The organism is Brachyspira sp., from assembly GCF_050873525.1.
Lineage (GTDB): Bacteria > Spirochaetota > Brachyspiria > Brachyspirales > Brachyspiraceae > Brachyspira.
On the sequence record NZ_JBNMIZ010000041.1, the window covers coordinates 1 to 14,638 of the forward strand.

Here is a 14,638-nt window from a genome sequence, read left to right on the forward strand (position 1 = left end):
AACTTCGGTAATTCAATATAATGCAACATGCAATGGTCGGTTAATATTTTATTATGATTAATTTCTTTTAATAAATAACATGAATGAAAATCTTTTATATCGTTAAATATTGTAAAATCTAAAATATTCATTCCAATTACTGGAGCAAGTTTAGTATAATTGTCGGACTTGTTTAACAACGAACTATAACTATTTGCCCAATAATAAAGGCTTCTGCCAATAAAATATTGATTACCTTGCAATTGAATTTCAATTATTACGGTATCGTTATCCTCCGTAATGCACTTTACATCGACAATAGATTCTTTGCCATCCAAATATTTACTCAAATTGAACGGATTTAAAATTTCGACATTAGAAAAAGTTTTAAAATTTGAATCAATCATTACTCCGTTAATAAAATCCAAAACTATATTTTCATTTCCTCTATCCGAAAATAGATAACGAACAAAACAATCATTTTTCTTGTTTAGACTGTCGACTGTAATAATTTCATTTTCGCTATTTTTTAAATATTCCAACTCGTCCATAATTTTATTATAACAAAATATTTTTTATTTGTCAAAATTTTTAAAAAACTCCTCTCTCGCTATCAATTTTGCCTCGCCCCAAAAATCCGCTTCCGCATAATTAATATTCTCAATATCTCTATCATTGATTATTTTTTTAATCGCTTTAAGTATTTCAATATCTCTATTATTCTTAAAAACTTTTTCAATATCCTTAATTTGTTTAGTGCTAAACTGATTATATTCCATTCCGTTAATAATTTTTTCAATATATTCTCTGTCGCTTGAAGAAATTTCAAACTCCATAATTTCTTTATATTTTTCAAGTTTTAGTAAAGCGTCAGGTTTATTGCTAATCTTTTTAATATTTCTTCTTCTCTCAAATTCTCCGATTAAACTTTTAGATTTTTCGCTCGGTTCAAATTCTTTTTCATTTTCTTCCGCTTTCAAACTTTCAAATACATTTTTCATGTCATAATACATAACCGAATCTTTTAATAATCCGCCCTGTATTCCGTTTTTACCTTTCCTTATTTCAAGCATTCCGTTAAAATTTTTAGCTCTCCTAATAAAAATTTCGTCTTCCAAATTTTTTATTTTTTCCAAAAGTTTTTCGTCCTGCTTTAATTTATTATAAATATTTCTGTATTCGATATCCCAGCTTTTATCGTCTTCGTCCAAAATATTCGCTTCTCTTTTTAACGAAAGCATAGAATTAATATCTTCGTCTTTTTGAAGTATTTTAGTGTCGTTTCCAAAAATCGAATTTATCAAAGTGAGTTTAAAATTAGCTATCTGCCAATTCTTAATATCTTTTTGAGCCTCGAGCCGAGGAATAAAATTGTGAATATAAATTTTATCGAAAAGTTTTTTACCGATTCTATTTATCCTTCCAACCCGCTGAATTACTCTTGTCGGATTATAAGGAATATCGTAATTTATTATAACTCCCGCTCTATGCAAATTTACTCCTTCCGAAAGAGTGTCGGTTGATATAAGTAAAAAATATTCGTTTTCCTGTTTGCTCTCTTCGAGCGACGCGTCAAAATTTGCCCGAACGGTTTCTCTATTTTTTGAATCGGCAACGGATTTCAAAGGTTTAAGCAAATCGTTTAATTCTTCGTCATTGCAAATCGATTCGTATAAATAATCTACCGTATCTTTAAATTCGCTGAATATAATTATTTTTCTGTTTTCGTTTTCTTTCTTGAATTTTTTTAATTCTTCTTTCAATTTCAAAAATTTTTTATCTTTTTCAACTCCGATATTTTCCCAGTCTTTTTTTATCTCTTTAAGTATTTTCAAATCGTTTTCAAAACTAATAAAAAATTCTTCGTTTAAAACTTCTTTTACATTTTCAATCAAATAAAGTCCTTCGTATTTTTTATTATAATCTTCTTCGCTTTCAAAAAAATCTTCAAAATCAATATCGCCTCTTTTATAAATCGGATAATAATTCCCGCCTCTAATAAATCTTTTTATATTCTCATATTTCCCAATCATATTTTCTATGCTTTTTTTGAACGCGAAAATCGAACTTTCAAATCTTCTAACCAATAAATGTCTCATAAACTTCGCAATATTATTTGAAGACAAATCGGCAAAATCAAAATTCGCATCCTCTCCGTAAACGCTTTTAACAATATCCGCGCTTTTTCTTTTATCTTCCATAGTTTCTTTTTTCAAATAAATTAAAGGCTTATATCGAACGCCCGTAAAAATATTAGAATTATCTTTTGCATTATTTTCATTTTCTTTATTGTTCTCATTGTCTTCGCTATCTTCATTATAAGGACTTATTTTTTCAAGCGTATCGGAATATAATTTTGATAAATCTTCCAGACTGTAATCATGCAGTTTCGGGTCCTCCACATCGTTAAATTCCGTTTTCTGTTCTTCCAAATCTTTTTTATATTCTATACCCTCGAGCAAATCTCCTCTAGTCCTTCTTATTATAAGAGATTCTATTAAGCTCATTATCCTTTTTGCCAATTCTTTAGTTTTATTAATATTTTCTTCTTTTGAAGATTTAGAATTTTTAAATTTTGATTTTAATTCTCTTTCTTCTTTCAATATTTTATTTTTCGCTTCTTCGTTATTTTTATTTGTCATAATTAATCTATCGAAAATTTCAATTATTGAAAATATATCGGAAGTCGTATTATGCATAGGAGTCGCCGTAAGAAGCATAACTTTATTTCCCGCGCATATTCTCTTTATCATATCGTAGGAATCCGTTTTACTATTTACAAATCTATGCGCTTCGTCAACTATAATTAATTTCTTCGCTTTACTATTTCTAACATAATTTAAAGCTTTATCCAAAAGTCCGATACTAAAAATTTTTGCATTAATTTCAAATTCTTTACTATAACTTTCCCAAGAAATCATTATTTTCGGCGGACATATAATTACTATCTCGTCTATATTTTTCTTTAATAAAAGATTTTTTGCCACAGTCGATGCGATTATACTTTTTCCCAAGCCAACTACATCGGAGATTAAAATTCCGTTATAAATCATAATTCTATTAATAGCGTTTTTTATCGCGTCAATCTGATATTTATAATTTCTGTATCCGTAATCCGAAGGTGAACATAATAATACTTCTTTATTGCTAAATTCAAAATATTCGTATAAAACTTTAAGAAATATTTTATATGGCAAACCCAAATTGTCTTTATTTCCTTCATTTTCTTTTTCGTCTTTATAAGTCGGTTTAATAATCTCTTTAAAAATTTCTTTTTCATTATTAAAGTCAAGTATAGGAATCGATTTATTCCATTCTTCTTCAAAATAATCATAAAGTCTATTAAATCCATCTTTGCAATATATATTAAGTTCTTTTCTATCTTTAATTCCTCGATGAGTAAAATTGCTCGAACCAATTAAAAAAGCGTTTTTCCCCGCTTCTTCGTTGTATTTAAATAAATATAATTTGGCATGCATATCTTCCGCTGTTTTTCTAATTTCAAGAGTTTTATTTTCGCATTTATATTTGAATAATTCTATTATTTTGGAATATTCTTTATTTTCGTCTAAAGTGAATTCTTTAAAATCGTTTATAGCATTTATTGTAGATACCATATCTTTTTCGTTATCAAAATATAATTTTTTGGTTTTTTTATCTATATTCATCCCGATAAGGATTTTTACTTTGGCTTTCAAAAATATATTTTTCGTGTTTTCATTTTTAATTATATACGAAAATACTTTATAAAAACAATATGCCGTTAAAATGCAAATTTCTTTTATATTATGAATATCGTTTTCATTATCGATATTATAAAACTGTTTTTCAAAATATTTTAGTAAACTTTTCGCTTCTTCCGAATTATCAAGCAATACCATAAATAAATTTCCTTAATCTAAAATAATCTAAAATGCAATTTTTTCTATAATCAGAAAATAAAAAATCTAACTTAAATTAATATTTTATAGAAATTTCAATATTATTCAATATATTAATAATTATCTTTTATCTTATTGTAAAAAAACCGTATATATGTTATACTGTTTTCGATAAAATAAATAAAAATAAAAAGTCGTTAAAATGATTTATAATAGTATTAATAAAAAATTGATGTCGAAAGATAATAAGATTGATAAATTAATGTTCTCATTAATTGTCAATCTTTTTTTTAATTTATAAAATATAAAAAAGGAATGAAAAATTGAAAAGATATTTAATACTCGAAGACGGAAGTCATTATGAAGGAGAAGGTTTCGGCTCGGATAATTTTAGAATCGGAGAAATCGTTTTCAATACTTCGATGACGGGCTATCAGGAAACGCTTTCGGATTTATCATACTGCGGACAAATAGCCGTTATGACTTATCCGCTAATCGGAAATTACGGAATAAACAGAGACGATTTTGAAAGTTTGAATCCCGCGATATTCGGTTTTGTAGTCAAAGAAGCCTGCAAAGAACCTAATAATTTTAGGAGCATAAATAATTTAGACGATTTTCTTAAACTTAAAGGAATCGCGGGAATCGAAAAAATTGACACGAGAGCGATAACGAAAAAAATAAGAGAGATTGGAACTATAAAAGCGATAATGTCCGACAATTTGGAAAATAAAGACGAAATTGTGGAAATGTTAAAAAATACTCCTTACGCGAGAGATTATGTGAAAAGAGTTTCAACCCAAAAAGCCTATCCTATTCCAAACGAAGGTAAAAAAGTCGTTTTAATCGATTATGGAGCGAAACTTGGAATAATAAGAGAGCTGAGCAAAAGAAACTGCGATTTGACGGTAGTTCCTTACGATATTTCAGCCGAGGAAATACTTAATCTAAACCCCGATGGAATAATGCTTTCAAACGGACCGGGCAATCCAAAAGATATTCCAGAGTCGATAAAAATAGTTAAAAAATTAATCGGAAAATTCCCAATTTTCGGAATCTGTTTGGGGCATCAAATTATAAGTTTGGCATGCGGAGCGGACACGATAAAATTGAGATTCGGGCATAGAGGCGGAAATCATCCCGTGAAAGATTTGGAAACGAATAAAGTGGCAATAACGAGTCAAAATCATAGCTTTGCCGTAGAAATAGAAAGTTTAAGTAAAACGAATTTAATATTAACTCATATATCTTTAAATGACGGAAGCTGCGAGGGAGTGAAGCATAAAAAATATCCTGTATTTTCGGTGCAGTATCATCCCGAAGCGAATCCCGGTCCCGAAGATTGTAAATATTTATTCGACAACTTTATTAATTTAATGAATAAAAATAAGAGGATAAAAAATGCCTAAAAGAACGGATATAGAAAAAATATTGGTTATAGGCTCGGGACCTATAGTTATAGGACAGGCGGCGGAATTCGATTACGCGGGAACTCAAGCATGCCAGTCTCTTAAAGAAGAAGGCTATCAGGTAATTTTAATCAATTCTAATCCTGCGACTATAATGACGGACAGCGCAGTCGCCGACAAAATATATATAGAGCCGATAAATTTCGATTTTGCAAAAAGAATAATTTATAAAGAGCGTCCGCAGGCAATTTTAGGTTCTTTGGGAGGACAAACGGGACTCAATTTGGTTGTCGAACTTGCCAACTCGGGAATATTGAAAGAAAATAATATTGAAATATTAGGAACGGATTTGAACGCCATTAATTGCGCCGAAGACAGACAGCTTTTCAAAGAATTAATGAATAAAATAAACGAACCCGTCCCAGAAAGCGTCATAATTCGGAAAGTCGAAGAGGCTTTGGAATTTGCAAATAAAATTGGCTATCATTTGGTAGTTCGTCCCGCATACACGCTCGGAGGAACGGGAGGAGGATTCGCTCGAAACGAAAAAGAACTTATAGAAATTTGCGAAACGGGATTAAAAATAAGTCCTGTCGGAGAATGTCTCGTTGAAAAAAGTATAGCGGGTTATAAAGAAATTGAATACGAAGTAATGCGAGACAATAACGATAACGCGATTGTAGTATGCAATATGGAAAATGTTGACCCTGTGGGAATACATACGGGAGACAGTATAGTTGTCGCTCCATGTCAAACTTTAAGCGATGTGGAAAATCAGGCTTTAAGAAACGCAAGCCTGAAAATTATAAGGGCTTTGAAAATCTGCGGAGGATGTAATGTTCAAATCGCTCTCGACCCGAATAGTTTTAATTATTATATTATTGAAGTTAATCCGAGAGTTTCGCGTTCGAGCGCGCTTGCAAGTAAAGCTACAGGCTATCCGATTGCAAAAATAAGCGCAAAAATAGCGGTTGGAATGACTTTGGACGAAATATTGAATCCGATTACAAAAAAAAGTTTCGCATGTTTCGAGCCTTCGATTGATTATATAGTGACAAAATTTCCGCGTCTTCCATTCGATAAATTTCCAAACGCCGACAGACAGCTTGGAACTCAAATGAAAGCTACGGGCGAGGTTATGAGCATTGGCAGGAATTTTGAAGAATCGTTTTTGAAAGCCGTTCGTTCGCTTGAAATAAAATGCGACCATATAGAAAATAAAGATTTGTCCGAATATACTACAAAAAAATTATGGGAAAGAATCGAGCAGAGAGACGATTTAAGAATGTTTATAATAGCCGAACTTATCCGAAGAGGCGAAAGTTTAGACGATATTATCAAAATAACGCGCATTGACAGATTCTTTTTGAATTATATAAAAAATATAATCGATTTGGAAAAAAAATTAAAATCAAATATTATGGATATCGAAGTTCTAAAAGAATGCAAAAAACATGGATTTTCGGACGGTTATATAGCGAGAAACTGGAAAGTAGAAGAAAAAGAAATTTATGATTTAAGAATTAAAAATAATATAATCCCCGTTTATAAAATGGTCGATACTTGCGCAGGAGAATTTGAAAGCGAAACTCCTTATTTTTATTCCACTTACGAAACGGAAAACGAATCTCATAAAAGCGATAGAAAAAGCGTTATAGTTTTGGGAGCGGGTCCGATAAGAATAGGACAGGGAATTGAATTCGATTATTCAACCGTTCATTCCGTTATGACAATTAGGAACGCGGGATACGAAGCGATTGTAATAAATAATAATCCCGAAACCGTTTCAACCGATTTTTCAATATCCGACAAACTTTATTTTGAACCTTTAACAATAGAAGATGTGATGCATATAATCGAACTTGAAAAACCTATAGGAGTTATAGTTCAATTCGGCGGACAGACTGCGATTAATTTGGCGGAAAAATTAGTTCAGCATAATGTAAAAATTCTTGGAACTTCGCTTGAAAATATAAATAAAGCGGAAGACAGACATGAATTTGAAAAAATGCTTAAGAAATTGAATATTACTCAGCCGATGGGAGAGACGGCTTTTACCGTAAAAGAAGCGCTTATAATAGCTCAAAAAATCGGCTATCCCGTTTTGGTTCGTCCGAGTTATGTTTTGGGCGGGCGCGCTATGGAAATAGTAAATAACGATGAAGCTTTAAAAAAATATATGGCAAGCGCCGTTAAAGAAATAAGCAATAAAGCTCCGATACTTATCGACAAATATATAATCGGTAAAGAAGTCGAAACGGACGCGATAGCGGACAGCAAAAATAATATATTTATTCCGGGAATTATGGAGCATGTGGAAAGAGCGGGAATACATTCGGGCGATTCAATAAGCGTTTATCCGACTCAAACTATTTCAAAAAAAGTTAAAGACAAAATAATAGAATATACGGGAAGAATTGGAAAAGGATTTAATTTTATCGGACTTTACAATATACAATTTATAGTCGATAAAAACGAGCATGTTTATGTCCTTGAAGTTAATCCAAGAAGCAGTAGAACCGTTCCGTTTTTAAGCAAAATTACCAATATACAAATGGCGAATATTGCGACTATGTGCATATTGGGAAAATCTCTTAAAGAGCAGGGTTATAAAAATCTGTATTTGAAAGAAAGAGATAAAGTTTTTGTTAAAGCTCCCGTATTTTCTTTTGCGAAACTAACGAGCGTTGACACTTTACTCGGTCCCGAAATGAAAAGCACGGGCGAAGCTTTGGGATTTGACATTAATTTTGAAAAGGCTTTATATAAGGCTTTGGTTGCAAGCGGAATGAGAATTCCTCTTCATGGAAATATTTTGCTTACAATATCGGACAATCATAAAAAAGAAGCGCTCGATTTGGCAAAAAGATTTTTCGCAATCGGATATGGAATTTACGCCACGAAAGGAACGGCGGATTTTTTGCGAGGAAACGATCTATATGTTAAAGAAGTTTCAAAAATCTACGAAAGCAAATTTGAAAATATAATTGATATTATAAGATTTGGAAAAGTCGATTATGTGGTAAATACGATAGAAAGCGACAATCAAAATCATACGGACAGTTTGAAATTGAGAAGAGCCACAGCCGAAAATAATATTCCATGCTTAACTTCGCTCGATACGGCTTACGCTTTGCTTAAAGTTATAGAGTCGATGAATTTTACTATATCTCCAATGTAATTATAATCGTTAATTTATAATAAAATAAAATATAAATAAAATAAAAGGCGCTTCCAAATCAATGAAAGCGTCTTTTAATAATTTATCCAATCTTTTTTCAATTTTATATTAATCTTTATTTTCTTTATCTTACCGCATACGAGAAATTAATTTATCTATCCATTGACGGCATAAACAAAAAAGACCACCAGCGACCAGAATCCGTAAAAGCGGTAGAATGAGTCAACTGCGTAGTAGTATATTCGGGTCTTTGTCCTAAATATATATTATGATTAGTCATATAAGGCATATTTTCAGGAGTAAAGTAAATACCGGGATGATTTGCATATTCTCTATAATAATTATATATTCCGTAATAAGCGTAATAAGAATGAACTCCAGCCGAGCCAGAATGCCCCAAATTATCATAATCATACATAACCAAAACTTCTATAAAGCCAGGGTTTATATATTGTCTTTCAAACACATTATTTGCATAAACGGCTCCGTTATTGAAAGTTTCCACATAATGTCGAGCGGTTATGAACTCAAATACTCCCTCTTTAAATCGGTTGTCTCCATGATACTTCGCTCTTGCCTGTTCGGTTGTCAAAGCGTTAGCGTAAATAGCTCCGACCGTATAGATGCCTTTTTCTCTCCAAGTATATTTCTTTATAGCCATACTGTTATCTAGCCATATATTTTTTGCCCCCATTTCTTTAGAAACATCTCTATACCCCGTTATAATCGCGCCCATAAATTTTTTGATAGTCGTATTGTCTTCTTTCCAAATTATATCTCCGCTATCGTTGAAGTAATAATAATCATAAGCGCTATATTGTCCATGAGAACGTCTGCTTTGAAAATTATTCTCGTTTCCATCATTCGCTCTGTTTCTTATAGCGAAAACTCTTCCATCGTTTACCGCTTTTCTATTGATTTGGTCTAGCCATAATTGTTTTAATTTATTTGTGTCTTTATAGCTTACATTAGTATAACCGTCTCCGCCCACGCCAAAAGGAACGCGAAGTCTATAATAATCGCTCGGATTATCGTCTGGTAAAATAGTCGTATCATCATCTGGAGAACTCGGAGTATTGTCTCCGCTATTCGTATTATTGCCCGTATTCTCGCTTGAATAACTTCTTCCGCTTCCCGTAATGTCGGCTCCTCCGCAGGAAATTATTCCAGCAAATAAAATAACCGCTATCGTTAAAAATATGATTGTATTTAATCCTTTATTTTTCATAGCAAGTCTCCTTAATTAATAAGTTTTTCAAATTCTCATTTTAATTAAAGTATAATATATTTATTGATAAAAGTCAAGTAAAATTAAAGTTATAATGAAAAAAATAAAAAAATCATTATTGAGAGGGAAATTCCCAATAATGATTTTTATGTCTCTACAAGGCTAATTTATTATTTTACCAATTTACATTTTATAGTTTCACCCTTATAAGAATTTCCGCTTATGAATTTTACCGTCAAAGTTCCGTCAGGTTCAAATAGCAACTTTCCAGATTGTTCACCGCTTTCAAATGCTTTACCTTGAAATACATAATTTTGTCCCATGCCTTTGGATACTACCAATTCGTTAGCGATTGAAAAGTCTGGTTCGTTAACTCCTGCGGCTTGATATTTTATAGTAGAATCTTCAGAGATTCTAACCCATAAATAACTTATTCCCGTATCCAATACATCAGACCTAAAAGTCTTTCCCGCAAATTGACTAACATCTTGAGTCAAGTCGATAGGCATTTCTCCGCTTATTACTTCGCTTGCCGAAATAGGCGCGGTTTGTTTGTTCTTACAAGCTATGGCAAAAAGCATAACTATAGCCGTAAGAATCGCTAAAAATTTAATCGTTTTTTTGTTCGTCATAATATGACCTCCTAAAGTCTTATTTAATCTTTCTATCAATAAGATAACGATTTTTTTAAAATCGTCAACAACTTTTTTACTATTGTTATCAAAAAAAAAAAAAAATAATAAGAAATTTACAAAAAGTAATAAAGTTATGAATAATCAAAGTGAATTTATGAAAAAAGTTAACATAATTTACAATCATTATTTAACTAACATTGAAAATATTTTAAATAATTCCATTATTATTTTATTAAATTCGTCATTGCAAATTTATTTTACTTGGATTACTTCGGCTATAAATAGCCTCGTAATGACTATATAATTCTGTCATTGCGTGCTTTTACTAAACCGTCATTGCGAGCCTCAACAGAGGCGTGGCAATCCATATAAATTGGGCAATTAAAATATATAAAAAATAATTATTAGAAAAAATTTCAGCAATTAAGATTAAATTTTAATCATTGAATTTTAATCAAATTTTTAATATAATATACGAATTAATTTTAAATTTTATAAAACGGTTGTTATTAATGAAAGTGATACCTTCGGATAAATTATTAAAAAACAGACAAAAAACGGTTAGCGAAAAATTATGCGCCGACTGTAATTCTTTATGCTGTCATGATTTGGTTATGGAAATATCTCCGCCGAAAGACGAGGAAGAATTAAACACTTTAAAATGGTATTTGCATTTTAGACATTCTTTTATTTTTATATACGAAGACACTTGGTATCATATGATAAGAAGCGAATGCAGATATTTGGATAAAAAAACTTATTTATGCACGAACTACGAAAATAGAAACGAAATTTGCTCAAAACATAGTCCGCCGAAATGCGAAAGATACGAAGAATGGTATAATATTATATTCGACAATCAATACGAACTTGAAAAATATGTTTACGAAAATAAAATTATAAAACCTAAAAAATCGGGAAAAAAGAAAATAAATAAAAATGAAAAAAGATAAAATTGAAAGAATATGCATAACCTATCCCCCTTTTGAAAATAACGAAGGATATCCTTTAATGTCTTTGAACGGACAATTTCAATGGTTAAGAAATCCGTCTTATTTTTATCCTATTCTTCCCGCTTATGCCGCGACTTTGCTTAAAAATAACGGCTATAATGTTTTTTTTCTAGATACGATTGCTCGAAACATGGACACAATAGATTGGTTTAGCGAACTTGACGAAATAAAACCTCAATTAATTTTTTTTGAAGCGCGAACTCCGACTATTAATTATACTTGGGATACGATAGAAACTATAAAGAAAAAATATGACGGAATTTATGTCGTTTTGGCGGGCGACCATGTGACGAGTTTGCCCGAAGAAAGTTTAATTAAATCGAAAGCCGATTTTATAATAACGGGCGGAAATTACGAAATTTCGCTTTTAAGCATAGTAAAACATTTAAATCATGGCAACAAATTAGCGAAGGGAATATATTACAGAAACGATAAAAACGGAACGGGAAATATAAAAAATACGGGAAAATTTTCTCTCGATTATCCTTTGGACAGTTTGCCTTTTATAGACAGAAATTTAACGAATTGGAAAATCTATTCAAAGAAAAACGAATATTTCAAAAAATATCCCGGAACTTTTATAATGTCGGGACGAGGCTCGATTTACAATATTTATAACAGCAATTCTTCGAGCATACTTTTCAATAACGCTATGTTAAGAAGTCCGATAAATGTAGTGGACGAAATAGAATATTTAAATAAAAGATACGGAATAAAAGAAATCATAGACGGCACAATTTGTTTTCCAACGAACGAATGGCTTTCTTTATTTTGCGCGACAATGCGGGAGAGAAAATTAAATAAAAAAGTATATATCGACTGTTATATGTATTTGAATATTTTGAGTTTTGAAGATTTTAAAATGATGAAAAAATCTGGATTCAAAACTATAATTTTTAATCTGCCCACAATTAATAATCATATGATTGAAAAAATAGGAATCGATAAAAATAATGTCGAGCAAATGGTAGAATCGATTAAACTTGCAAAGCGAGCGGGATTATTTATCGACATGATGGTAAAGCTGGGCTATCCGAACGAAACCGAAGAAGATATTATTAGAACTTTTAATATAGTTAAAAATTTGATGCTTAACGGATATGTCAATTCAATGAATGTTTCATTATTTGTGCCTTATCCGAACACTCGATTATTTAATTACTGCAAAGAAAACGATTTGCTTAAAACCGAAAACTGGTTCGATTTCGATATGCGTAAATCTGTCGTTAAATTAAATTTTGACGAAGAAAAATTATATAAATATATCGAATATTTTTATAATCTTTCTTTTAATCCTTTATATCTATTTCACAAAATCACGGCGATAAGAGATATTTACGATATAAGGCATCATATAAATTCTTTTAAAAATATTTTATCTTATTATTTTAAATAAAATTATTAAATAAAATTTTAAAATAAAAATTATTATTTAAAATTTATTCTTCCACTTTCAAATGCAGTTCTTCAAGCTGTTCTTCATCGACTGTGGAAGGGCATCCGCTCATCAAACATTGCCCTTTTTGAGTTTTTGGGAAAGCTATAACTTCTCTTATGCTGTCCTGTTTTTGTAGAAGCATTACGACTCTGTCTATTCCGAAAGCCATTCCACACATTGGAGGAGCGCCGTATTTCAAAGCGTCAAGTAAAAATCCGAATCTCTCTTTCGCTTTTTCTTCCGATATTCCGAGCAAATTAAATATTTTTGCCTGCACGGAACTATCATAAATTCTCTGTCCGCCTCCGCCAATTTCGTTTCCGTTTAAAACCAAATCATAAGTATCGCTTCTTACTTTCAAAGTATCGCTTTCGAGTATCGCGACATCTTCAGGAACTGGAGCGGTAAAAGGATGGTGAGTCGCCGAAATTCTTTTTTCTTTATAATCGTATTCAAATAACGGAAATTCCACAACCCATAAGAAATTTAATTTATCTTTATCTATCAAATTCAATTTTTCCGCCACTTTTAACCTCAAATTTCCCAAAGCGTCAAAAGTGATTTTTGGAGTGTCGGCAACGAAAAATAACAAATCGCCTTTTTCGGCTTTCGTTGTTTCCAATATTTTATTTTGATTTTCTTTTGAAAAGAATTTTACTATATTCGATTCTAGTCCGTTTTCCGTCACTCTCATCCAAGCGAGTCCTTTTGCTCCGAATATTCCGACATATTTTGTAAAATCGTCAATATCTTTTCGGCTTAATTTTTCTCCGCCTTTCGCGTTCAAACATCTTATTATAAATTTATTATTCAAAGCGTTTTTGAATACGGCAAAATCGCATCCTCTAACGGCGTCTTCCACATTTATAAGTTTCAAATCAAATCTCGTGTCGGGTTTGTCGCTTCCGTAATTTTCCATAGCTTCTTTATAAGATAATCTCGGCAAAGGCAAAGGCAAATCGATATTATAAACATCTTTCACAATATCGGCTATCACTTTTTCCATTATTGATAAAAATTCGTCCGTGCTTAAAAAAGAAGTTTCAATATCCACTTGAGTAAATTCTGGCTGTCTGTCCGCTCTTAAATCTTCGTCTCTGAAACATTTAGCTATTTGATAATATCTATCGAATCCGCTTATCATGAGTATCTGTTTGAAAATTTGAGGAGATTGAGGCAAAGCGTAAAAATCTCCCGCAGACAATCTCGAAGGAACTAAAAAATCTCTCGCTCCTTCGGGCGTGCTTTTATTCAAAATCGGAGTTTCCACATCTATAAATCCGTTTTCCGCCAAATGTTTTCTAAAAGCGTTTGTAATTAAAAATCTATAATATAAATTATTAAATATTTTAGGACGTCTTAAATCCAAATATCTATATTTAAGTCTTATCTCTTCGTTCGTGTCTATATCGTCTTCGAGCATAAAAGGAGGAGTTTCCGAAGTATTTAATAATTCCAATTTTTCAACCATAACCTCGATTTCTCCCGTTGGAATTTTTGGATTAATCATCTCTTCGCTTCTCGCTCTCACTTTTCCTTCAACGCTTATCACATATTCGCTTCTTAAATCTTGCGCTTTATTATGAGCTTCTTCGTTTACTTGAGGATTAAAAACTATTTGAGCAAATCCCGTTCTGTCCCGCAAATCCACAAATATAACGCCTCCATGGTCGCGTCTTCTTAAAACCCATCCCGCTAATTTTACTTCTTTTCCAATATCGTTTTTTGTAAGTGTTCCGTTATAAGCGCTTTTAAACCTCATTTTAAAATCCTTATTTATTTATTATTTTTTTCAATTTTATTTTTTAATTTATATAATTTATTTTAATTGGATTAAATTATATTATGAATAGATATAAAAATCAATTTTAAAT

The 14,638-nt window shown here is 31.2% G+C and carries 9 protein-coding genes; 4 read left to right on the plus strand and 5 right to left on the minus strand.

The genetic code is table 11. The features are described from left to right. Both ACR0QS_RS04540 and ACR0QS_RS04545 read right to left on the minus strand, forming a co-directional pair. A partial coding sequence (locus ACR0QS_RS04540) for an Rpn family recombination-promoting nuclease/putative transposase (RefSeq protein ID WP_432632257.1) occupies positions 1-530 on the minus strand: 530 nt, incomplete at its 3' end. Positions 531-554: 24 nt separating this feature from the next. Next, on the minus strand, positions 555-3,860 hold the full coding sequence (locus tag ACR0QS_RS04545; RefSeq protein ID WP_432632258.1) for a helicase-related protein: 3,306 nt from the start codon (positions 3,858-3,860) through the stop codon (positions 555-557). 323 nt (positions 3,861-4,183) lie between these two features. Between ACR0QS_RS04545 and ACR0QS_RS04550 the strand changes: the two genes are divergently transcribed. After that, positions 4,184-5,269 carry a carbamoyl phosphate synthase small subunit gene (locus ACR0QS_RS04550; RefSeq protein ID WP_432632259.1) on the plus strand — a complete coding sequence of 362 codons (1,086 nt, stop codon included), beginning with the start codon at positions 4,184-4,186 and terminating at the stop codon, positions 5,267-5,269. Then, on the plus strand, positions 5,262-8,450 hold the full coding sequence (carB, locus tag ACR0QS_RS04555) for a carbamoyl-phosphate synthase large subunit (RefSeq protein ID WP_432632260.1): 3,189 nt from the start codon (positions 5,262-5,264) through the stop codon (positions 8,448-8,450). Before ACR0QS_RS04550 ends, carB begins: the two co-directional genes overlap by 8 nt. Before the next feature lie 151 nt (positions 8,451-8,601). Here carB and ACR0QS_RS04560 read toward each other — a convergent pair whose 3' ends face one another. Continuing rightward, positions 8,602-9,678, minus strand: coding sequence for a hypothetical protein (locus tag ACR0QS_RS04560; protein WP_432632261.1), 1,077 nt, complete (start codon positions 9,676-9,678; stop codon positions 8,602-8,604). A 170-nt stretch (positions 9,679-9,848) separates the two neighbouring features. Then, the gene (locus tag ACR0QS_RS04565) at positions 9,849-10,310 is read right to left on the minus strand and encodes a hypothetical protein (RefSeq protein ID WP_432632262.1); all 462 of its coding nucleotides are present in this window, start codon (positions 10,308-10,310) and stop codon (positions 9,849-9,851) included. Between the two features lie 515 nt (positions 10,311-10,825). Here ACR0QS_RS04565 and ACR0QS_RS04570 point away from each other — a divergent pair. Further along, entirely contained in the window at positions 10,826-11,266 is a 441-nt protein-coding gene (locus ACR0QS_RS04570) for a YkgJ family cysteine cluster protein (protein ID WP_432632263.1), read from the plus strand. After that, entirely contained in the window at positions 11,253-12,722 is a 1,470-nt protein-coding gene (locus ACR0QS_RS04575; RefSeq protein WP_432632264.1) for a B12-binding domain-containing radical SAM protein, read from the plus strand. The genes ACR0QS_RS04570 and ACR0QS_RS04575 overlap by 14 nt, the downstream gene beginning before the upstream one ends. Positions 12,723-12,765: 43 nt before the next feature. Here ACR0QS_RS04575 and aspS read toward each other — a convergent pair whose 3' ends face one another. Further along, a complete protein-coding gene (gene aspS, locus ACR0QS_RS04580) occupies positions 12,766-14,526 on the minus strand; it encodes an aspartate--tRNA ligase (protein ID WP_432632265.1) in 1,761 nt (586 codons plus the stop codon). Positions 14,527-14,638: the final 112 nt, after the last annotated feature.